Here is a 20598-nt window from a genome sequence, read left to right on the forward strand (position 1 = left end):
CTTTTTTGATATAACTGCTTACGGCCACTTCACCGCTGGTGGCATCGACGACAGGATTGAGTCGACATTGCCGCCGGTTTTTAAGCCGAATGTGGTGCCGCGATCATAAAGCAGGTTGAACTCAACATAGCGACCGCGGCGGATCAACTGTTCATCACGCTCTTCGACCGACCAGTCTTTGTTAAAATTCTGGCGTACAATATGCGGGTAGACAACCGAGAAACCACGTCCCACATCACGGGTGAAGTTGAAATCGGCCTGCCAGCCGCCCAACCCTTCCGGTGATTGCAGCTTGTCGTAGAAAATACCACCAATGCCGCGATGTTCATTGCGATGCGGAAGAAAGAAATAATCATCACACCATTGTTTATAATGGTCGTAATCCACCGTCGCACTGTGCTTGTCGCAGATGAACTTGAACGCTTTATGGAAAGCTTGCGTGTCAGGATCTTCCTGTGTGCGGCGATTATTCAGCATTGGCGTCAAGTCAGCACCACCGCCAAACCATGTCTTGGTGGTGACGATCATGCGGGTGTTCATGTGTACGGTTGGCACATGCGGGTTTTGCGGATGCGCTATCAGCGAAATTCCGCTTGCCCAATAACGCGGGTCTTCTTCAGCGCCGGGAATTTGTGCGCGAAATTCCGGTGAAAACTCGCCGTAAACTTCCGACACATGCACGCCCACTTTTTCAAAAACACGACCATGCATAATCGACATGATGCCGCCACCGCCGCGACCTTCATCTTTTTGCCAAGGGGTGCGCACAAAACGCCCCGGCTCACGGTCGGATAGCGGGCCTGTCAGCTCATCTTCAAGCTGTTCATAGCTTGCACAAATCCGGTCACGCAGTTCACTGAACCATTCATGTGCCAGACGCTTTTTTTCTTCGAGATCCAAGGGAAGGTTTGCAGGATCATGGGAGCTTTGCATGTATTTTCCTTCAAGGAACGCGTGATATTGAAAAATAATTCAATTTAATCTTTAGAGCGGTTCCGGTTAAAACGAAATCACAGAACCACTCTTGTCTTTTGTTATTACGCATTATCCAACGCAAACCGGTATCCACTTCTGCTGGAAATGCTTTATCTTCATCAATTTCTTAGCAAATTATGGTTCTATGGCCAATGAAATCGTTAAAGTTAAGGACCGGCTGACCCATGCTCCCCAAGAAAAGACTCGTTATTTTTCACGAGCCGCCTTATTCTACCTGAAATTGCTACCCAAATTTGGGGGGAGGTGCGTATATGAAAAATATTCCAGCCCGTCCGCCACTTCATGGTTTAAGGCGGCAATTGCGCGAGAATCGCGGTCAGCCCAAGCGGATGCCGAAAGACGGTTTTGTGCGCCAGACCTTCGCTTTGCCCCGTGCGGAGGCGCGTGAAAAAGCACAGGAATGGTTCAAAGCTTTTCCAAAATCCGCTTATTGGACGGAAATTGAAAGTTGGTGCGAGATGCCGGATGATGTCATCCAGTTTACCATCCGCCGTTTACCAACTGCGGATTGATATCTGATAGATCAGTTTTAAAAAAAATGCCGGTGCAAATTTTACACCGGCATTTTCTATTGGGAAGCGATTACTCAGCCGCTTTAACCTGCGGAGCTTCTGCCCACTTGTCCCAATCCTTCATGATGGATGAGGCATAGGTCTTGCCAACGCGGTAAGCATTGGTGGTGGCAAGCGCAAAACCGCCGGAATTGTCTTTAAGTGATTCAAGCGGGGTTTGGTCTTGTCCCTGACGGTCAAAGTTTGAAGCGGTGCGCAGCAAAGCAATGCGGTCGAAATCGAGACGTTTGGCATCAGCGCCGCGCTTCAGTGCGGTCAGGGTAGCGTTATCTTCCATCTGCGAGGTGCAGTAATTGGCTTTGCCATCGGTGAAGAGGCTGACCCATTTCGCCATAGCTTCAGCAAGCTTGGTACCATGCCAGTAGGTGTCGCTGGAAAGCGTGTCGCACTGGCCGACATGCGGTGTGCCAAGCGCTGCTTGCTGGGTGTAATGTTTGCGATATTCTTTTGCACCGTCACCGTCGGCCAACTCGACATTTTTGGTGGTTTCAAAGGCATAATCGGCTAAAGCAGGGTTGAGTGCATAGACTTCAGAACCAGCCGACCATTTGGCTTTTTCTTCCGGTGAATTGGAGCCAAGCGGGAAGCTGTCGGTTGACCAGCCTTCAGGCGCTTCACGCAGATCAATACGGTGATTGAGGCCGGAATTGACCGAATATTTTGCCCATAGTGCCGAACCAAGTGTGCCTTGTTCCGGATCAACGCCAGCAATACCCGCGATCAGGAAGTAGGTTTTGGTCAGGTCAAATTTGTCGCTCAATGTGACAGCGGAAATGGTGCTGGCAGCATTGGCCAGACCCATCGATGTGGTGACGTGGCACAGGCCTTCGTCGGTGCAATCCACATTCGGATATTCCGCGCTCAAGCCCGGCAGGGCGATATGCTTGGTGAATTTTTCACCATCGAGCCAAGGCTTGGCTTCCTGACCGAACATGGTGATGATCATCACTTTCGGTTCAATCTTTTCTTCTGATTGAGCAAAGCTTGCGCCCGCCAGCAAAGCACCAAGTGCGATGGAGGTTTTGAGGGTGGTTTTCATGTTTTTCTCATTCTTTGGGAGGGGAGGGTTGAAACTATAATTTCAATTGTCGCATGGCTTCACCAGTGGTCATAGCGACGGACAAAGCTAAATTCAATGAACGTGCGTCGCCATACATCGGGATGGTCAGCTGCGCATCAGCACTTTCATGCACATCGTCCGGTACGCCGGAGGATTCACGACCGAAAAGCAGAATGTCATTGTCCTGAAATTGAAAATCCGTATAGGCGGTGGCAGCTTTGGTCGAGAGCAGGATGGTGCGCTTGTTTTCAGCTTTACGCCAGTCTTCAAAATGCGCCCAGTCGAGATGACGCTTCAATGTCACTTTGGCCAGATAATCCATACCGGAGCGCTTCAGCGAGCGGTCAGAGAGGTCGAAACCAGCAGGCTCAATCACATCGACGACAAGGCCAAAGCATGCGGCCATCCGCAGTATGGTGCCTGTATTGCCCGGGATATCTGGCTGGTAAAGTGCAATACGTAAATTCATGTCACGCGGGTATCGCAAATTTGAAGATGAGGCAATTCACATTCTGATATTGTCCGCCGTTTAATGCAAGCATGCAGTAAATATTCGTGCTTTGTTCTTTATTTTACTTGGAATAAATTTCTATTTATTGTAGGAAACACCATGTTTAAATGGTTCGAAAATAGACTCAATCCTTATCCCGATACGTTCGACGGCTTGGCGTTGCAACCGCCGCGCGGTCTGATCGCATTTTGTCTCTTTTATTCAAGAGGCGCATGGCCGTGGCTGTTACTGATGGCCTTTTTCACTGCATTGCTGGCGATCATCGAAGTGTCGCTTTTTGCGTTTCTCGGTCATATAGTCGACTGGCTCTCCGAGCAGTCACGTGAGACCTTTTTAAGCAATGAGGGCTGGCGTTTAGGCCTGATTGCCGGTGTTGTCATGGTGGCCTTGCCGGCTGTCGTGCTGGTGCATTCGCTATTGTTCCATCAGGCGTTGATCGGTAATTTCCCGATGCGTATCCGCTGGATGATGCATCGTTATCTGATCCGCCAATCGATGACATTCTTTCAGGATGAATTTGCCGGACGTATCTCTACCAAGCTGATGCAAACAGCTTTGGCGGTGCGTGAATCGGTGATGAAATTGCTGGATGTGCTCAATTATGTCATCATCTACTTCACCGGCACACTGATTATTGCAGCTTCTGCAGATTGGCGCATGATGATGCCGTTTGCCGTCTGGCTCGGCGTTTATATTCTGCTGCTTTATTATTTCATTCCGCGTTTACGGGCGATTTCGCAAAGTCAGGCAGATGCGCGCTCATTGATGACCGGTCGGATTGTTGACAGTTACACCAATATTGCAACCGTTAAACTTTTTTCGCATTCCAGCCGCGAAGAAAGTTATGTGCTTGAAAGCCTTGATGCATTTCAGGTGACCGTCAACAAACAGATGCGCCTGATCACCGTGTTACAGTTCCTGCTTTATTTGAGCAATTGTCTGCTACTGCTGGCTGTCGGTGCTATCGGTATTTGGTTGTGGCTTGGCGCTTTGGTCAGTGTTGGAGCTGTCGCTGTTGGTATTGGTCTGGTGCTGCGCCTCAATGGTATGGCGCAATGGATCATGTGGGAAATGACCGCATTATTTGAAAATATCGGTACGGTTCAGGATGGTATTTCAACTCTTGCCCTTCCGCATGATGTGGTGGATGTACCCAATGCGCCGCAAATCGTTGTCAAATCCGGTGCGCTGGAATTTGATAAAATCGGCTTCCATTACGGCAAAGGCTCTGGTATTATTCAAGATCTGTCGCTTAAAATCCGTGCCGGTGAAAAGGTCGGCTTGGTTGGACGTTCAGGTGCCGGTAAGTCGACTCTGGTCAATTTGTTATTGCGCTTTTATGATCTGGAAAGCGGACGCATTCTGATCGATGGTCAAGATATTGCACTGGTCAATCAGGATAGTTTGCGTGGCAATATTGGTATGGTGACGCAGGACACATCACTTTTACATCGCTCGGTACGCGACAATATTCTTTACGGTCGTCCTGATGCGGGTGAGCAAGCTTTGCGTGACGTTTTGATTAAGGCACAGGCCGATCAGTTCATTCCGAATTTAAGTGATGCGGAAGGCCGCAGAGGACTGGATGCGCATGTGGGTGAACGCGGCGTAAAGCTTTCCGGTGGTCAACGTCAGCGTATCGCCATTGCCCGTGTGATGTTGAAAGATGCACCGATTCTGATTTTGGACGAAGCAACATCGGCACTTGATTCCGAGGTGGAGGCTGCCATCCAGGATAGTCTTTACACACTGATGGAAGGCAAAACCGTGATTGCCATTGCACACCGTTTGTCAACGATTGCCGAGCTTGATCGTTTGATCGTAATGGATCAGGGGCGCATTGTTGAAGATGGTACCCATGAAGAACTGATTGCCAAAGGCGGTATTTATGCCAGTCTTTGGGCGCGACAATCGGGCGGCTTCTTAGGATTCGACGCATAAAAGAAAAAGGCATTTGAGAGGAAATCTTAAGTGCCTTTTTCTTTGAAAACAGTGATTTTAAAAGAAATGGTTTTACTTATAATTTCACTATGCTTGGATGTGAGCCATAAAAAGAACGAGGGAACAGATATTTGATGAATGCAGTGTATCGTTGGTTTGAGCGTTGGGTGGACCCGTTCCGCGAGCCGGATCAGTTGCGCCCGCCATCCACAACACTTGCATTTTTATGGCATTATGCGGTGCAGGCCAAAGGACCGCTTCTTGTTTCATTAGTTTTTGGCGGGCTTTTACCGCTTGTGGAAGCGGGGCTTTTCTATTTTACCGGACGTCTGGTTGATATTCTCGACCAAGCCGGACAAGCGGGCGGCGAGCGCAGCTGGACAGCACTTTGGCACATGGCCGGTACTGAAATTTTATTCATGCTTGTCACTGTGGTGTTGATTCGGTTGCTGGTGACAGCGATCAATACAATGCTGGAAGGACAGACCATGTCTCCCGGCTTTTATAATATGATCCGCTGGCAGGCGAATTCTTATGTGCTGCGTCAGTCTTATGCGTTTTTCCAAAATGATTTCGCTGGACGCATTGCCACCAAGGTTTGGCAAGCGGGGCAGGCAGCAGGCGATCTGATTGAAAGTTTCATTCAGGTGGTCTGGTTTATGGCGATTTATAGCGCTACCACCCTGTTTCTGGTCGGACGGCTGGATTGGCGTTTGGCCGCAGCCGTTATCATCTGGATTGTGGCTTTTGGTATTATCGCCCGCACCTATCTGCCGCGGGTGCGCAAATATGCGGAAGCCTCGGCTGAGGCCGGTTCAATGATCAATGGTCGCATTGTTGATAGTTATTCCAACATTCAAACCATCAAGCTCAATACGATTGATGATGACGAACGTTATTTAAAAAATGGCTTTGAGCGGTATCTTGGATCGATCTGGCCGTTTATGCGTGCGCTTTCCAGTGTGCGTATTCTGCTTACTGCTCTGTCGGGGCTGATGATTGTGACTGTTGCGGCTATTGCCGTCGATTTATGGACGAAAAATCTCATCAGCGTCGGTGAAGTGGCTTTTACCCTTGGCCTTGTTTTGCGTCTTAATATGCTGCTCGGGCGTTTGATGATGCAGCTTAATGGTATGTTGCGCCAGCTTGGGCTGATTGAAAATTCAATGCGTCTGGTGTCCGAGCCGCTCGGGCTTCAAGATCGCAGCAATGCCAAACCATTAGAGATTACCAAAGCCAAAATTGAAATCCGCGATGTCACGTTTCATTATGGCAAAGATGCCGGCGTGCTTGACCGGATCAATTTGACGATTGAAGGTGGTGAGCGTGTCGGATTGGTCGGCCATTCGGGCGCAGGCAAAACCACGCTGATCAATTTGCTGTTGCGCCTTTATGATGTCGAAAAAGGTGCGATTCTGGTTGATGGGCAGAATGTACGGGATGTGACGCAAAGCTCGTTGCGCCAGGCCTTTGCGGTTGTGAGCCAGGAAACAGCACTGCTTCATCGATCACTGCGTGATAATATCATGCTGGCACGCAATGATGCCTCGGAAGCGGATTTGCTGAAGGCGACACGTCAGGCTGAAGCCGACCGCTTTATTGAAGCGCTGGAAGATTTTCAGGGGCGTAGAGCCTTTGATGCCTTTGTGGGCGAGCGCGGTGTTAAACTTTCGGGCGGTCAGCGCCAGCGCATTGCAATTGCGCGTGCAATTTTAAAACAAGCGCCGATCCTGATTTTGGATGAGGCAACATCAGCACTGGATTCGGAAGTGGAGGCTTCCATTCAGGAGAATCTGATGCAGCTGATGCAAGGCAAAACTGTTATTGCTATCGCGCATCGCTTGTCGACCATTGCACAGCTGGACAGACTGGTGGTGATGGATAAAGGGCGGATTGTGGAAGAGGGAACACATCAGCAATTATTGGCACTGGGCGGCATCTATGCGGGCCTTTGGGCGCGTCAGTCCGGTGGTTTTTTAGGTGGCATTCAGCCTGAGCAGTAAAGTGGCTTCGGCATATAGAACGGATAAAACAACCCATGGTTTTACCTGCGACATCGTGCCGTCATGATTGCATACTGACTGGACAAGCTTTTACTCTGCACCTAAACCAAAATAGAAATGTAAATTTCGCGGCCGTTTTATAAGCAATAATGAGATTCTCATTTGATTTTGCTTAATCAAAAAAATGGGCAAGGGGAGAGGATTAATTTGAATATGCAGGTTGGAAAGGAATTGGCACGTGAGCGCACACGACACGGCTGAGCCGACACGGCGTGATTTTCTGTACATAGCGACAGGGATGGTCGGTGTAGTTGGCGCCGGCGGACTGGCTTGGCCATTTATTGATCAGATGCGTCCCGACGCATCGACATTGGCCGCCGCTTCTATTGAGGTGGATGTTTCTTCCGTTCAGGAAGGTGCATCGCTGACAGTGAAGTGGCGCGGTAAGCCGGTCTTTATCCGCAACCGCACCGCTAAAGAAATTGAAGAAGCCAAGTCGACCAGTATGGCCGACCTGAAAGATCCGTTAGCACGCAATGCCAATCTGGCAGCCGACACACCGGCAACCGACATCGCCCGCTCTGCTGGTGAGGGTAAGGAAAACTGGATGGTCATGATCGGTGTCTGTACGCACCTTGGCTGTGTGCCGCTTGGTGAAGCCGGTATCTTTGGCGGCTGGTTCTGTCCGTGCCACGGTTCTCATTATGATACTGCTGGTCGTATTCGCAGCGGCCCTGCACCTGAAAACATGGCTGTGCCACAGTTTTCGTTTGTATCCGATACTGTCGTCAAAATCGGCTAGTGGTTCAGGGGAGAGAAGACATGAGTGGCGGACACTCCACATATACGCCGAGTACCGGCATTGAAAAATGGTTCGATGACAGACTGCCATTACCGCGTCTGGTTTATGATTCATTTGTTTCTTATCCAACACCGCGCAATCTGAACTATATGTACACTTTCGGTGGCATTTTGTCGTTCATGCTGATTGCGCAGTTGCTGACAGGTATTGTTCTGGCCATGCACTATGCTGCATCGACCGGTATTGCCTTCCAATCCGTTGAAAAAATCATGCGCGACGTCAATTTCGGTTGGTTGTTGCGTTATATGCACGCGAATGGTGCATCCTTCTTTTTTGTTGCTGTTTATCTGCATATTGCACGCGGTCTTTATTATGGTTCCTATAAGGCACCACGCGAGCTGTTGTGGATTCTCGGCGTGATCATTTTCCTGCTGATGATGGCGACAGCTTTCATGGGTTATGTCTTGCCTTGGGGACAGATGTCTTTCTGGGGTGCAACAGTGATCACCGGCTTCTTCACCGCGTTCCCGATTATCGGTGAACCGATCCAGCAATTGTTGCTGGGTGGTTTTGCGGTTGATAACCCGACGCTGAACCGCTTCTTCTCACTGCATTATCTCCTGCCGTTCATGATTGTCGGTGTGGTGATCCTGCACGTTTGGGCCCTGCATGTGACCGGTCAGACCAATCCGACAGGTATCGAAGTGAAGTCGAAAACGGATACGCTGCCGTTTACGCCTTATGCAACCATCAAAGATGCATTTGGTGCGTTGGTCTTCTTCTTGTTCTTCGCATATTTCGTTTTCTATATGCCGAACTTCCTTGGCCATCCGGATAACTATATTCCAGCGGATTCATTGAAAACGCCTGCGCATATCGTGCCTGAATGGTACTTCCTTCCGTTCTATGCAATCCTGCGTGCAATTACGTTCAATATCGGCCCGATCGATTCTAAGCTTGGTGGCGTATTGGCGATGTTCGGCTCCATTGCAGTGCTGTTCGTATTGCCTTGGCTGGATACTTCGAAAGTGCGTTCAGCGGTTTACCGTCCTTGGTTCAAGATGTTCTTCTGGCTCTTCGTGTTCAACGCCGTCTTCCTTGGCTGGCTGGGTTCACGTCCTGCAGAAGGTATCTACACAGCCTTGGCACAGATCGGTACCCTCTATTATTTCGCTTTCTTCCTTGTGATCATGCCAGTGCTTGGTCTCATCGAAAAGCCGAAGCGTTTGCCGAATTCGATTACCGAAGCAGTGTTGGAAAAGAAACAAGGCAAGCCTGCGCATCTGACGCCAGAAAAAATCCCTGGTTGAGTGTAGCGAAAGTTAATGAAGGACTAGAAATATGAAAAAGTTCCTCACCGGTTTCGCTGCCCTCGGAATTGCTCCAATGGTTGCGCTCGGTCTGACAATGGGCGGTACTTTTGCTCAAGAAGAGTTCGTTAGCGAACCGGCAGAACCGGATCATTATCCGATTCTAAAGCCACATCAAGAAAGCTGGAGTTTCTCGGGGCCGTTTGGAACCTATGATAAAGGTCAATTGCAGCGTGGTTTAAAAGTGTACAAAGAAGTTTGTGCAGCTTGTCACTCGCTGGAATATGTTCCGTTCCGAAATCTGTCAGATTTGGGTTATTCAGAAGATCAAGTGAAAGCATTTGCTGCTGAATATGAAGTGGAAGATGGTCCAAATGCGGAAGGTGATATGTTTGAACGTAAAGCCGTTCCAACAGATTATTTCCCGTCCCCCTTCCCGAATGTGCAGGCAGCGGCTGCAGCCAATAATGGTGCAGCCCCGCCCGATCTGTCTTTGATTGCCAAAGCACGTGCAGCCGAGCGTGGTTTCCCGACATTTATCTTCGACATTTTCACACAATATGCTGAAGCTGGTCCGGACTACATCTACTCACTGTTGACAGGTTATAGTGCAAAGCCACCTGCAGGGATGGAAATTCCTGAAGGTACGTATTACAATCCGTATTTCTTGTCGGCAAAATCATTGGCTATGGCCAGTCCTTTGAGTGACGATGTTGTCACTTATGATGACGGTAGCCCGCAGACTGTGCAGCAATATGCACATGACGTGTCGGCATTCTTGATGTGGGCAGCAGAGCCGCATCTGGTAAAGCGTAAAGAAATTGGTTTCCGCGTTATGATATTCTTGGCTCTGTTTGCAGGTCTGGTCTATATCGCGAAACGTCAAATTTTTGCACAGCTGAAAGACTAAGCTTTTAAGCGATCATTTTGAAATTAAGGGCGCTGTTCCAGCGCCCTTTTTTATATTTTGGCGCCCTTTTTATGGCGATCAAAAGCTTGTGTGAATTGCTTTAAATCAATTTGTTATCACTGGTTACTCTTATTATGCTCCAATGGTTTGCGATTCCGTTGCTGGAAGTGCATATGCATCATAACAGGGTCTTAAGCCTATAAGCTTGACCTGTTATGGATAATGTCAATTAAAGGATTGTCTCAATGGACAAAGAAATACAGTCGACGCTCAGAGAGGCAATCAGAACAATCAAGGACTACCCAAAACAGGGTGTCCAGTTCCGTGATGTGACCACGCTGATGGGCAATGCACAGGCTTTTCGTCGTGCTGTGGATGAACTTGTTTATCCATATGCCGGTGGCAAAGCCGATAAGGTTGCGGGTATTGAAGCGCGTGGTTTTATCTTGGGTGGTGCGATGGCGCATCAGCTGTCGGCAGGTTTTGTACCGATCCGTAAAAAAGGTAAATTGCCTTATGAAACTGTGCGGATTGCCTATAGTCTTGAATATGGCATCGACGAGATGGAAATGCATCGCGATGCCATCAAGCCGGGTGAAAAGGTTATTCTGGTCGACGATCTGATCGCAACTGGTGGCACGGCTGAGGCTGCTTGTAAATTGTTGCAGCAAATGGGCGCTGAAATTGTTGCGGCCTGTTTTGTGATTGATCTGCCTGATCTGGGCGGCCGTAAAAAGCTTGAAGCTTTGGGTGTGCATGTGCGCACTTTGGTGGCTTTCGAAGGCGACTAAGCTGCTCAAAAATACTTATATAAAAAAGCCCTGTCAAAACTGACAGGGCTTTTTATTTATCTGATAGTGAGACTTGTGAAGCGACTTATGGCAGCTTGATCATCGCTGCATTTTCGAAGCGTAATATTTCTTCGTTTTTCTCGTCACGTGCAGCACAAATCATGGTGATCATCGACCAGCCGGGTTTGGATTCCAGTGCCCGAATAGAGGTGATGATGCGGGTGTAGGTTAATGTGTCACCGACAAAAACAGGTCTTGTCCATGTCAGATTGGTAAAGCCAGGAGAGGGGCCAAAGACGGGTGGTATTTCACCTTTCGCAATCATTTCGGCGACTTCACGTTGCAGTGATTGGATGTTGAGTTTTACCCAGACTGAAGCCGAATGCCAGCCGGAGGCACATAAATTGCCAAACAGGCTGTCTTTGGCAGCTACCGGATCAACATGAAAATATTGCGGATCGAACTGACGCGCATATTCAATGATGTTTTCTTGTGTGAAGGTAAAGCTGCCAAGGATAACTTCTTTGTTCAGCATATCATCGATGACACTCATGATGCAGCTCCTTGTTGAGCGCACATTTGAGCAGCGGCACGCTGTTTCAAAATCAGCTTATGCTGTACTTCGCATACAGTGACGCCATGCTGATTTTTCAACTCATGCAAAAGTGTGACAATGCCAAGCCCCGGACGTGAGTTGAGTACACGTCCGCTGATAACGGTGGTCGTGCCCGTTAGTGTGTCGCCTGCCAGCACAGGGTGCTTCCAATTGGTAAATTCAACGCCTGGTGCGCCTTGCGAGGTGGCTTCCAGCATATAGGCATCACACATCATCCGCATCAGCATGGAGCATGTGTGCCAACCTGAAGCTGCCAAGCCACCCAGAATGCTTTTTTTGCCTGCCGCTTCGTCCAGATGAAAAGGTTGCGGATCATATTCTTTGGCAAAAGCGATGATTTCCTCGGCGCTCACCGTTTTGGGGCCGAGATTGAAAACGCGGCCTTCATGGAAATCTTCATAAGCATATTTTGCGTTCAAAACAGATACCTTTCGACATAAATCACATAAGAAAAAAGGCCAGCGAGGCTGGCCTTAATTGATCATGTATTGAAGCGAAAAAGCAAGACATCGCCGTCTTGTACGACATATTCTTTGCCTTCATCTCGTGCTTTACCGGCTTCTTTGGCGGCAACTTCACCGCCCAAAGTGATGTAATCGTTATAAGCAATGGTTTGGGCGCGAATGAATCCACGCTCGAAGTCTGTGTGAATAACGCCAGCCGCTTGCGGTGCTTTGGTGCCGCGCTGGATCGTCCATGCGCGCGTTTCCTTAGGGCCTGCGGTAAAGTAAGTGATCAGATCAAGCAGCTTGTAGCCGGAGCGGATCAGGCGGTCGAGGCCTGGCTCTTCCAGACCCATCGCATCCAGATATTCTTTTGCTTCTTCATCAGCCAATTGCGCAACTTCTGCTTCAATCGCGGCAGAAATGATGACGTTTTCTGCGCCCTGTGAGGCCGCCATGGCTTCGACAGCTTTGGTATGTTCATTGCCGGTTGAAGATTGGTCTTCGGCAACATTGCAAACATAAAGCACAGGCTTGGAGGTCAGAAGGTTGAGCCCCTGCAAGATTGCCAGATCCTCGGCGGCAATGTCTTTCAGCAACATACGCACCGGCTGGCCGTTTTGCAGGAGTTTTAGCGATTCTTCCATCATCGGCAAAACTGTGAGGGCTTCTTTGTCCTTGCCGGTGGCGCGTTTGCGGATCTGAACGATACGGCGCTCGAGGCTTTCCAAATCAGAAAGCATCAATTCGGTTTCAACGGTCTGCGCGTCGGATACCGGATCAATACGGCCTTCAACATGGGTGATGTCGTCATCTTCAAAACAACGCAACACGTGTACGATGGCGTCTACTTCACGGATATTGGCCAGAAACTGGTTGCCCAGACCTTCACCTTTGGATGCACCGCGCACGAGACCAGCAATATCAACAAAGGAAATACGGGTCGGTATAATTTCCTTGGAACCGGCAATCTTCGCCACTTCGCGCATACGCGGATCAGGCACAGCCACTTCACCAGTGTTGGGCTCGATAGTGCAGAACGGATAGTTGGCAGCTTGTGCAGCAGCGGTGCGTGTCAACGCATTAAAGAGTGTTGATTTGCCGACATTGGGCAGTCCGACGATGCCGCATTTGAAACCCATGACTATACCTGTCTCAATAAGTTTTAAGTTAGAATGGCTATGGGATATGGAAGGGGGCAAGGTCAAGAGCGCGCAATGTCCCGTCCAGAAAAAGTAGTGTTTTAGTCTTTCTTACCAAACAGCTTTTTCAGCATATCAGCCATTGGCCCTGATTCCGGTATATTCGGTCTGCCCGATGTCGGGCGTGCCTGCCGGATATGACTTTGTGCTTTGGGCGCAGCCTTTGGAGCTGCATCCGCGAGTTTGCCGCCTGCATTGGGGCGGTTATTACCTTCACCCATTGCCAACGCAATTTTATTCATGAAGGAGTTGTCTTGTCCCTTGGCAAGAAACACAGCATTGTCGCTGATCGCGCCAAGGAGAAGATCAAGCCATTGTTGGTCAGATTTGGCAAAATCGCCGAGAACATGATTATGCACGAGTTCTTTCGCACCCGGATGACCGATGCCTAAACGGATACGGCGATAGTCTTTAGAGCCCAGCAAACCTTGCATATGCGCATCAGTGGATTTGATGCCGTTATGACCGCCTGAACCACCGCCGGTTTTGATGCGCAATTTTCCTGCCGGTAAGTCCAGCTCATCATAAATCACCACCAGATCAGCAAGTTGCAGCTTGTAAAAGCGCATGGCCTCGCCAATGGACTGGCCGGAAAGGTTCATGAAAGTTTGTGGCTTGATCAGCAGAACTTTTTCACCATCAATGGTGCCGTCGGCAATTTCTGCCTGAAATTTTTTCTGCCATTTGGAAAAGCTATGGCGGCGGAATATTTCATCCACCGCCATAAACCCGATATTATGTCGGTTTTGCGCATAACGGGGGCCGGGATTGCCAAGACCTGCAATGAGGAGCATGGATTTCTAACCTTCGCAACACGCTTCAACAGACATTATTCTGCTTCAGCTTCGCCTTCAGCTTCATCTTTTACACCGCCGCCAGGAGCAGCAATGGTTGCAACTGTAAAGTCGCGATCCTGAATAACAGGGGTCACGCCCTTAGGCAGTTTAACAGATGAAATGTGAATGGTTGCGCCGATGTCGAGACCTTCGAGGTCAACAACGACTGCATCCGGAATTGCGTTCGCAGGTGCAACGAGTTCAACTTCGTGACGAACGACGTTGAGCAGGCCGCCGCGCTTCAGGCCCGGAGCTTTTTCTTCATTGATGAACTGAACAGGTACGTTCACTTCAACAATTGACTTGGCGGAAACGCGCAGAAAGTCAACGTGCTGAGGGAAGTCACGAACTGGATCAAGCTGGTAATCCTTAGGCAGTACCTGGATTTTCTTGCCGTCGAGTTCAATGGTGGTCACTGTGGTTTTGAAGCCACCGCCATGAATTCTGTAGTAAACGTCTTTATAAGAGACAGCAATAGACAGGGGAGCCTGCTTGTCACCATAAATAACAGCTGGAATCAAACCGTTGCGGCGAAGTTCGCGGGAGGACCCCTTACCAACCCGTGTGCGCGCCTCGGCCTTGAGCACTTTGGTTTCGCTCATGGCATTTCCTTTCGAATGTGTATTGGAGTGTTGCCCGTTATCTCATTGAAAACAAACAACATGAAACACAAATAAATCTGCTGTAAGTGGCTTGCCACTTTGCAGATAGACGATGCTCCATTCCGCGTTGCCTCCAAGGGTGTCTACGCGGATGCGGGGTCTATAAAGGATAGAGCGCAAATGTGCAAGTTTTGCTGGTCGTTTTTATCTGATTGAAGCAATTATCCGTGCAAATCCGACCTGCAAATCATGCATCCTGTGGGGCGTTTTGTGTCTGCGACGTTAGAGGCTGGCATTTGGTGGTGCAAAAATGTTAGGCACGGGGAAATGCTTTTAGCATATTGAGTCTGCGATCATCATCGCGACGATATTTTCTTGATATGATTTTAGGAGGCGAGATGAAGGTCGGCATCGACATGGGCACCTTATCGGGGGGAACCGCGTCGGGTAATGCAGGATCGACGGCTGCACTTGGCGCCGGCGGCAAAAATGCCATGCTCGATCTGGAGGAGCTACTTGCAACCCGCTTGTTGGTTCAGGGCAATTCGGGCTCGGGTAAATCTCATCTTCTACGCCGTCTATTAGAACAAAGCGCGCAATGGGTGCAGCAATGCATCATTGATCCGGAAGGGGATTTTGTGACCCTTGCCGATGAATATGGCCATGTGGTTGTGGATGCAGCGCGCACCGAAGCGGAACTGACTCGTATTGCCGGTCGTATCCGTCAGCATCGTGTTTCCGTGGTGCTTAATCTTGAGGGCTTGGATGCCGAGCAGCAAATGCGCGCGGCCGCTGCCTTTTTGGGTGGTCTTTTTGATGCCGAGCGCGATTATTGGTATCCGATGCTGGTGGTGGTCGATGAAGCGCAGCTTTTTGCGCCTGCTGTAGGCGGTGAAGTGTCCGATGAAGCGCGCAAAGTGTCGCTGGGCGCTATGACCAATCTGATGTGCCGTGGCCGTAAACGTGGGCTGGCGGGTGTCATCGCCACGCAGCGTTTGGCAAAACTGGCAAAAAACGTGGCCGCAGAAGCCTCCAACTTTTTGATGGGGCGAACATTTCTTGATATTGATATGGCGCGTGCATCTGACCTTTTAGGCATGGAACGTCGCCAGGCAGAAATGTTCCGCGATTTGCAGCGTGGTCATTTTATTGCATTGGGGCCTGCTTTATCGCGCCGTCCATTGCCGATCAAAATTGGTGCCGTGCAAACATCCGCGCGATCTTCCAGCCCGAAACTGATGCCGCTACCCGATGCGCCGGTTGATGCGATGGATTTGATATTTACACCGTCACCGGATGAAGTACGTCCATTGGTGCGCCGTCCGGCACCGCCGCCACCGGCACCATCCACGGCTGAAATTTTAGCGCAAGTAACAAAACCAAAGCCGGAAGCAGAACAGCCTCCCGAGCCGGTTTTCCCAGGTCTTATCGAGGCTGAGCGTGAAGAGTTGATTGACAAGGTGATGCGCCAAATCATCGAAGATCCGGAAGCTTCATTTCGCTCTGTTGCGGTGCTTTATCAGGATTTTCTGGTGCGCTGCCGCATTCACCGTGTGCCGGGTGAGCCGCTGGCATTGCCTGCTTTCCGCCGCCGTTTGGCTTTGGCACAGGCAAGCATTGATGGCGATACCGCATCGACTGAAACATGGCAGCGGGCTTTGGCCTTGTCTGAAAGCCTGACTGATGATGTGCAAGGCGTGTTTTTGATTGTGGCGCAAGCAGCGGTCACGCAAGCGCCATGCCCCTCTGATGCAGCATTGGCGCGTGCCTATGGCAGCCACTCTACCAGCCGTGCCCGTCGGTTGCTGACCTATTTTGAAGAGCGCGGGCTGCTGGTTGTGCGTAATGATTTTACCGGAAAACGTATTGTCGCTTTTCCTGATCTTGATTGCGAGACGGCCGCAGGTGATCCGAATGCCCGGGATGATGTGGCCGAGGAAAATGCAGCTGCTGAATAAGTATTCACTCTTTTAGGACATAAAAAAAGCCGCCTGATTTTGATCAATCCGGCGGCTTTTTTATATGTCGGTATCAAACGCAGACAGTCTTGGTGATTGTCTGCGTTTTTCAAATATCAGTCGAAGAGGCTGGATACGGATTCTTCCGCAGCTGTGCGCGCAATGGCTTCACCAATCAGTGGTGCAATCGAGAGAACGCGGATATTTGGCGTCGCAATAATGTTGGCTGATGGCTGAATGGAATCGGTGATCACCAATTCTTTTAGCTTGGAAGAAGCAATACGTGCTACCGCACCCCCAGAGAGAACACCGTGGGTGATGTAAGCGGTGACGCTGGATGCGCCTTTTTCAAGCAGAGCTTCAGCCGCGTTGCAGAGCGTGCCGCCGGAATCAACGATATCATCAAACAGCAAGCAATCTTTGCCGGACACTTCACCGATGACGTTCATCACTTCAGATTCGCCAGCGCGTTCACGGCGCTTGTCGACGATTGCCAGATTGGCACCGATGCGTTTTGCCAATGAACGGGCACGAACAACACCGCCTACATCGGGTGAAACCACCATGCAGTTAGATGTTTCGTAATTGGCCTTAACATCACGGGCGATAACCGGAACCGCATAAAGATTGTCGGTCGGGATATCGAAGAAACCCTGAATCTGACCTGCATGAAGATCAAGGGTCAGAACGCGATTTGCACCGGCCTCTGTGATGAGGTTGGCCACGAGCTTGGCAGAAATTGGCGTGCGTGGGCCCGGCTTTCTGTCCTGACGTGCATAACCGTAATAAGGGATCACGGCAGTGATGCGGCGTGCTGATGAGCGACGGAAGGCATCGATCATGATCAGCAATTCCATCAGGTGATCATTGGTCGGATAGGATGTGGACTGAAGAACGAAAACGTCTTCACCACGTACATTTTCCTGAATCTCGACAAAAATTTCCTGATCGGCAAAACGCTTCACAACGGCTTTACCGAGCGGAATGTTAAGATAATTAGCAACAGATTCGGCAAGAACCTGATTGGAGTTGCCCGCGAAAAGTTTCATATTTTGCCTCTGACGCTGTTCTTAAGCGATGACGCACGATCGTGAAACCTGAACCATTCCGGTTACGCTCATGCGCGGATTCCAAACACCACCGCAGATATGCCAATGCTGCAAGCTTCCCAAATCGATAAATTCCAGGGCTTGCGGCGGTTAGAAGCTATATCTCGGATTAGCGGCCTTTTACAAAGACTCGTAGAAATTGCAAAGGGTCGATTGGTCACACTCTGTTAATATTGTGATATAATGTTAGTTTCCCACAGGCTCTGTGGGTTATTTTCCTAAAAAATGACCCATTTCTACTTTTTTGTCATCAAATTAGATTTTTCAGCAATATTTTTATCATAATTTAGAGCTGTTTTTCCAGTTTTGATATTGCTGTATTGTCTGATCGGCGATGGCTTCCATGGCATTTGGTGTCACGGCACCCCAGGAATCAGCAGTTGTACCTTGTACTTTTTGTTCGCCTTGGATTCGGTGCAGACGGTTTCCGGCCGGATCAAGCACATCCCAGACATAAAGAACGGTGGTTTGTCCGGCATCGGCAAGAGCTGAAAAATAACCTTTGAGAACATGTGCGGACGGATTGTTCTCATTGCCGGTTAAAGTTAGCCCTCGTGCCTGTGCTGTTTGATTGAGGCGTTGGGTGAGGGGAGTGACTACATTGAGCGGTGCGCCGATGATTGGTGCGATATAGAGGCTTTGTGCGGCGGCCACAGGGCGGGCAGCTGTGACCGTGCTTGTTGGCGTGGTAGCAGTAGGCATACCGCCAGTGGTGTTTGTTGTGTTGCCAGTTGCTGGGCTTGGCAATGCACTGGCGCTCACAGGTGTTGTCGGAGCACTGGCGACCGTATTGTTATTTCCAATTTCCAGCGCCGACTGCGTATTATTGCAGGCACTCAAAAACGCGCAAAAGAAAAGAACACTCCAAAACTGATATTTATTCATGTCCGTTTATGCTCCTGAAATGCGGCTGCTCAACTCATGAAAAGCCGCATGAAACACGCATTCATAAATAATCATATATTCGTCTATTTAACAATCAGCTCGGTAGAATGACGGCTGAGTGATTGAGGCGCTGCATTGGTGGTCAAATAGGTTTGCCCCAGTGTCATCGCAGTTTCGTTGTCGGAATCCATAATGATGATATTAGCACAAAGCGTCATGTCCGGCTGGATGCGCTCCGGATTTCCGGCATGGAATATTTGCGGCTCCATCCATGTTGGCGCAAATCGTGCGCCTACTGAATATCCGCAGACATTCATGCGATGACGCGTCAGATCGTGCGCTTCCATTACTTTTGCATAAGACTCAAACACATCACCGAAACTGGACGTGGCGTTTAATGATTTTTCCACCATTGCAAGCGCTTCGCTGGCGGCCTCATAAAGCTCCAGATGGCGTTTTGATGGTTTTCCGGTCAGCGCTGTGCGCATCATTGGCGCATGGTAGTGACGGTAAACACCTGACCATTCCATCGTGAGTTGGTCATTTTTGTTCAATTTGCGTCGTCCCGCTTTATAGCGGCAGAGCAGCGCGTCTTTGCCTGAGCCGATAATATAATCATTAGCCGGAAAATCCCCGTGGGCTGCAATATTGGCGCTGATCATGGCGGCAAGTATATCGGCCTCACTGGCTCCGGCCTGAATGAGTTCCAGCGCTTTATCCAGCACTTCATCGCTTAATTCGGCAGCTTTTTTGATAAAGCCGATTTCTGCCGGACTTTTCAGCAAGCGCAGCTGATCGACAAAAGACGAGGCATCGATGATTTTGGCAAAGCTTTGCAATTGATCATCAATCTTGCGGGCATTGGAACCGGTCAGGCCATGGGTTTGATATTCAATGCCGATACGGCTGCCAAGCAGATCCAGTTCGCTCAACAGATTGCGCAAATCTACCGCTGGATTTGCATTGTCTCGATCTGTCCACTGGATGATATTGTCGATATTGGAGGTATGGCGCGCTTGGCGTACATCTGCGGCACGGGTCAACAGCACCATGGAGCCGTCTGATTTAGCGATCAGACATTGGAAAAAACCAAAACCGAAACTGTCATAGCCGGTCAGCCAATACATGCTTTCCTGCGCGAACAGCAAAATCGCATCCAGCTTTTCTTCGTCCATTTTAAGCTTCAGACGATCCCGTCTTGCGGCGTATTCTTCCGGTTCGAAGTGAAGTGCCATCTGTTACTCCCTTATCGCAATAGCTGCGATCTGGCGGCCGTAATCTGGCTCGGCCCGATGTGTGGTACGACGATAGGAAAAGAACCTTTTCTGATCCGCATAGGTGCATTCTTCCAGTGCTGTCGCCTGCACCCCCGCTTTTTCCAAGCGGTCGGTGATAAAGCGCCAGAGATTGAACATATAATGATCTTGCTTCACAGAAGGCGTGAAATATTTGGCAAAATCTTTATTTTGTTGCAAAAACTTCTGATAAAATTCAGTGCCTACTTCATAATTTTCAGGCCCGATGGTCGGCCCCAAAACAGCGACGATATTTTCGCGCGAAGCACCCAGTTCAATCATGGCGGCAATGGTATTTTCCAAAACACCGCCCAAAGCACCGCGCCAGCCGGCATGAGCCGCGCCGATAATACCGGCTTGATGATCGGCAAAAAGCACAGGGCCGCAATCGGCAGTGAGTGCACCAAGTGCCAACCCTGGAACATTGGTGACCATTGCATCGGCTTGTGGCTTTGGCGAACTCAGCGGCTCGGTTACTTTCACCACATCAGGCGAGTGGATCTGATGCACGGTGATGAGATTCTCAGGCTTTACCCCTAAGAAATCCGCCACCAAGCGACGATTTTCCGCCACATGATCCTGATTGTCATTGGAGCCGGTGCCGACATTAAGACCTGCATAGATGCCTTCCGAAATACCGCCGACACGATTGAAAAAACCGTGAACGATTGTTTGGCCGGACTGGCTTCCGGTTTTTTCAAGTTGTGCTGCTTGCTGCGGCTGCGGCTTTGTAACGTCGGTTGGCATTGAAAAAAG

At 49.7% G+C, this 20598-nt stretch carries 20 protein-coding genes; 8 read left to right on the plus strand and 12 right to left on the minus strand.

Translation table 11 applies throughout. From position 1 onward, the window contains the following. Positions 1 to 18: 18 nt before the first annotated feature. Positions 19 to 933 (minus strand): oxygen-dependent coproporphyrinogen oxidase, encoded by a 915-nt coding sequence (hemF, locus tag ACI0FR_RS08650; protein WP_404906101.1) that lies wholly within the window; start codon positions 931 to 933, stop codon positions 19 to 21. A 314-nt stretch (positions 934 to 1247) separates the two neighbouring features. Between hemF and ACI0FR_RS08655 the strand changes: the two genes are divergently transcribed. After that, positions 1248 to 1508, plus strand: coding sequence for a hypothetical protein (locus tag ACI0FR_RS08655; RefSeq protein ID WP_343803463.1), 261 nt, complete (start codon positions 1248 to 1250; stop codon positions 1506 to 1508). 70 nt (positions 1509 to 1578) lie between these two features. Here ACI0FR_RS08655 and ACI0FR_RS08660 read toward each other — a convergent pair whose 3' ends face one another. Both ACI0FR_RS08660 and ACI0FR_RS08665 read right to left on the minus strand, forming a co-directional pair. After that, positions 1579 to 2607, minus strand: coding sequence for a purine-nucleoside phosphorylase (locus tag ACI0FR_RS08660; protein WP_404906100.1), 1029 nt, complete (start codon positions 2605 to 2607; stop codon positions 1579 to 1581). A 34-nt stretch (positions 2608 to 2641) separates the two neighbouring features. Beyond that, positions 2642 to 3097, minus strand: a complete 456-nt coding sequence (locus ACI0FR_RS08665; RefSeq protein ID WP_404906099.1) for a tRNA (cytidine(34)-2'-O)-methyltransferase — start codon at positions 3095 to 3097, stop codon at positions 2642 to 2644. Positions 3098 to 3238: 141 nt separating this feature from the next. Here ACI0FR_RS08665 and ACI0FR_RS08670 point away from each other — a divergent pair, with 141 nt between their 5' ends. The 6 genes from ACI0FR_RS08670 (at position 3239) to ACI0FR_RS08695 (ending at position 10896) form a co-directional block, all read left to right on the plus strand. Then, positions 3239 to 5080, plus strand: a complete 1842-nt coding sequence (locus ACI0FR_RS08670; RefSeq protein ID WP_404906098.1) for an ABC transporter ATP-binding protein — start codon at positions 3239 to 3241, stop codon at positions 5078 to 5080. 134 nt (positions 5081 to 5214) lie between these two features. Beyond that, a complete protein-coding gene (locus ACI0FR_RS08675) occupies positions 5215 to 7083 on the plus strand; it encodes an ABC transporter ATP-binding protein (protein WP_404906097.1) in 1869 nt (622 codons plus the stop codon). A gap of 238 nt (positions 7084 to 7321) precedes the next feature. Continuing rightward, positions 7322 to 7885, plus strand: a complete 564-nt coding sequence (petA, locus tag ACI0FR_RS08680) for a ubiquinol-cytochrome c reductase iron-sulfur subunit (RefSeq protein ID WP_374831560.1) — start codon at positions 7322 to 7324, stop codon at positions 7883 to 7885. A gap of 20 nt (positions 7886 to 7905) precedes the next feature. Continuing rightward, positions 7906 to 9195 (plus strand): cytochrome b, encoded by a 1290-nt coding sequence (locus tag ACI0FR_RS08685; protein ID WP_374831562.1) that lies wholly within the window; start codon positions 7906 to 7908, stop codon positions 9193 to 9195. 31 nt (positions 9196 to 9226) lie between these two features. Then, entirely contained in the window at positions 9227 to 10105 is an 879-nt protein-coding gene (locus ACI0FR_RS08690) for a cytochrome c1 (protein ID WP_374831564.1), read from the plus strand. Between the two features lie 245 nt (positions 10106 to 10350). Continuing rightward, complete coding sequence (locus ACI0FR_RS08695) at positions 10351 to 10896, plus strand: adenine phosphoribosyltransferase (protein ID WP_374831566.1); 546 nt, start codon at positions 10351 to 10353, stop codon at positions 10894 to 10896. Positions 10897 to 10981: 85 nt separating this feature from the next. Here ACI0FR_RS08695 and ACI0FR_RS08700 read toward each other — a convergent pair whose 3' ends face one another. The 5 genes from ACI0FR_RS08700 to ACI0FR_RS08720 form a co-directional block, all read right to left on the minus strand. Beyond that, positions 10982 to 11449 carry a MaoC family dehydratase gene (locus ACI0FR_RS08700; RefSeq protein ID WP_374831568.1) on the minus strand — a complete coding sequence of 156 codons (468 nt, stop codon included), beginning with the start codon at positions 11447 to 11449 and terminating at the stop codon, positions 10982 to 10984. Beyond that, the gene (locus tag ACI0FR_RS08705) at positions 11446 to 11931 is read right to left on the minus strand and encodes a MaoC family dehydratase (RefSeq protein ID WP_404906096.1); all 486 of its coding nucleotides are present in this window, start codon (positions 11929 to 11931) and stop codon (positions 11446 to 11448) included. Before ACI0FR_RS08705 ends, ACI0FR_RS08700 begins: the two co-directional genes overlap by 4 nt. Before the next feature lie 62 nt (positions 11932 to 11993). After that, positions 11994 to 13097, minus strand: a complete 1104-nt coding sequence (ychF, locus tag ACI0FR_RS08710; RefSeq protein ID WP_374831572.1) for a redox-regulated ATPase YchF — start codon at positions 13095 to 13097, stop codon at positions 11994 to 11996. Positions 13098 to 13198: 101 nt separating this feature from the next. Then, positions 13199 to 13951 carry an aminoacyl-tRNA hydrolase gene (gene pth / locus ACI0FR_RS08715; protein ID WP_404906095.1) on the minus strand — a complete coding sequence of 251 codons (753 nt, stop codon included), beginning with the start codon at positions 13949 to 13951 and terminating at the stop codon, positions 13199 to 13201. Positions 13952 to 13986: 35 nt separating this feature from the next. After that, positions 13987 to 14595 carry a 50S ribosomal protein L25/general stress protein Ctc gene (locus tag ACI0FR_RS08720; RefSeq protein WP_374831576.1) on the minus strand — a complete coding sequence of 203 codons (609 nt, stop codon included), beginning with the start codon at positions 14593 to 14595 and terminating at the stop codon, positions 13987 to 13989. Between the two features lie 398 nt (positions 14596 to 14993). Between ACI0FR_RS08720 and ACI0FR_RS08725 the strand changes: the two genes are divergently transcribed. Next, positions 14994 to 16553: a helicase HerA domain-containing protein gene (locus ACI0FR_RS08725; RefSeq protein WP_374831578.1), complete on the plus strand. Its 1560-nt coding sequence runs from the start codon at positions 14994 to 14996 to the stop codon at positions 16551 to 16553. A 116-nt stretch (positions 16554 to 16669) separates the two neighbouring features. Here ACI0FR_RS08725 and ACI0FR_RS08730 read toward each other — a convergent pair whose 3' ends face one another. From ACI0FR_RS08730 to pgeF, 4 genes are all read right to left on the minus strand, one after another. Beyond that, positions 16670 to 17602: a ribose-phosphate pyrophosphokinase gene (locus tag ACI0FR_RS08730; RefSeq protein WP_374831580.1), complete on the minus strand. Its 933-nt coding sequence runs from the start codon at positions 17600 to 17602 to the stop codon at positions 16670 to 16672. Positions 17603 to 17941: 339 nt separating this feature from the next. Continuing rightward, complete coding sequence (locus tag ACI0FR_RS08735) at positions 17942 to 18547, minus strand: hypothetical protein (RefSeq protein ID WP_374831582.1); 606 nt, start codon at positions 18545 to 18547, stop codon at positions 17942 to 17944. An 83-nt stretch (positions 18548 to 18630) separates the two neighbouring features. Beyond that, the gene (locus ACI0FR_RS08740) at positions 18631 to 19782 is read right to left on the minus strand and encodes a M24 family metallopeptidase (protein ID WP_404906094.1); all 1152 of its coding nucleotides are present in this window, start codon (positions 19780 to 19782) and stop codon (positions 18631 to 18633) included. A 3-nt stretch (positions 19783 to 19785) separates the two neighbouring features. Beyond that, the gene (gene pgeF / locus ACI0FR_RS08745; protein WP_374831586.1) at positions 19786 to 20589 is read right to left on the minus strand and encodes a peptidoglycan editing factor PgeF; all 804 of its coding nucleotides are present in this window, start codon (positions 20587 to 20589) and stop codon (positions 19786 to 19788) included. Between the last annotated feature and the right edge of the window lie 9 nt (positions 20590 to 20598).

This window comes from Paenochrobactrum sp. BZR 201-1 (assembly GCF_044987585.2).
GTDB classification, from domain to species: Bacteria; Pseudomonadota; Alphaproteobacteria; order Rhizobiales; family Rhizobiaceae; genus Paenochrobactrum; species Paenochrobactrum pullorum.

What these genes read in the sequence shown, in the direction of transcription:
- hemF (WP_404906101.1), bottom strand. Translation starts at nt 933, where the DNA reads ATGCAAAGCTCCCATGATCCTGCAAACCTTCCCTTGGATCTCGAAGAA.
- ACI0FR_RS08655 (WP_343803463.1), top strand. Translation starts at nt 1,248, where the DNA reads ATGAAAAATATTCCAGCCCGTCCGCCACTTCATGGTTTAAGGCGGCAA.
- ACI0FR_RS08660 (WP_404906100.1), bottom strand. Translation starts at nt 2,607, where the DNA reads ATGAAAACCACCCTCAAAACCTCCATCGCACTTGGTGCTTTGCTGGCG.
- ACI0FR_RS08665 (WP_404906099.1), bottom strand. Translation starts at nt 3,097, where the DNA reads ATGAATTTACGTATTGCACTTTACCAGCCAGATATCCCGGGCAATACA.
- ACI0FR_RS08670 (WP_404906098.1), top strand. Translation starts at nt 3,239, where the DNA reads ATGTTTAAATGGTTCGAAAATAGACTCAATCCTTATCCCGATACGTTC.
- ACI0FR_RS08675 (WP_404906097.1), top strand. Translation starts at nt 5,215, where the DNA reads ATGAATGCAGTGTATCGTTGGTTTGAGCGTTGGGTGGACCCGTTCCGC.
- ACI0FR_RS08685 (WP_374831562.1), top strand. Translation starts at nt 7,906, where the DNA reads ATGAGTGGCGGACACTCCACATATACGCCGAGTACCGGCATTGAAAAA.
- ACI0FR_RS08690 (WP_374831564.1), top strand. Translation starts at nt 9,227, where the DNA reads ATGAAAAAGTTCCTCACCGGTTTCGCTGCCCTCGGAATTGCTCCAATG.
- ACI0FR_RS08695 (WP_374831566.1), top strand. Translation starts at nt 10,351, where the DNA reads ATGGACAAAGAAATACAGTCGACGCTCAGAGAGGCAATCAGAACAATC.
- ACI0FR_RS08700 (WP_374831568.1), bottom strand. Translation starts at nt 11,449, where the DNA reads ATGAGTGTCATCGATGATATGCTGAACAAAGAAGTTATCCTTGGCAGC.
- ychF (WP_374831572.1), bottom strand. Translation starts at nt 13,097, where the DNA reads ATGGGTTTCAAATGCGGCATCGTCGGACTGCCCAATGTCGGCAAATCA.
- pth (WP_404906095.1), bottom strand. Translation starts at nt 13,951, where the DNA reads ATGCTCCTCATTGCAGGTCTTGGCAATCCCGGCCCCCGTTATGCGCAA.
- ACI0FR_RS08720 (WP_374831576.1), bottom strand. Translation starts at nt 14,595, where the DNA reads ATGAGCGAAACCAAAGTGCTCAAGGCCGAGGCGCGCACACGGGTTGGT.
- ACI0FR_RS08725 (WP_374831578.1), top strand. Translation starts at nt 14,994, where the DNA reads ATGAAGGTCGGCATCGACATGGGCACCTTATCGGGGGGAACCGCGTCG.
- ACI0FR_RS08730 (WP_374831580.1), bottom strand. Translation starts at nt 17,602, where the DNA reads ATGAAACTTTTCGCGGGCAACTCCAATCAGGTTCTTGCCGAATCTGTT.
- ACI0FR_RS08735 (WP_374831582.1), bottom strand. Translation starts at nt 18,547, where the DNA reads ATGAATAAATATCAGTTTTGGAGTGTTCTTTTCTTTTGCGCGTTTTTG.
- ACI0FR_RS08740 (WP_404906094.1), bottom strand. Translation starts at nt 19,782, where the DNA reads ATGGCACTTCACTTCGAACCGGAAGAATACGCCGCAAGACGGGATCGT.
- pgeF (WP_374831586.1), bottom strand. Translation starts at nt 20,589, where the DNA reads ATGCCAACCGACGTTACAAAGCCGCAGCCGCAGCAAGCAGCACAACTT.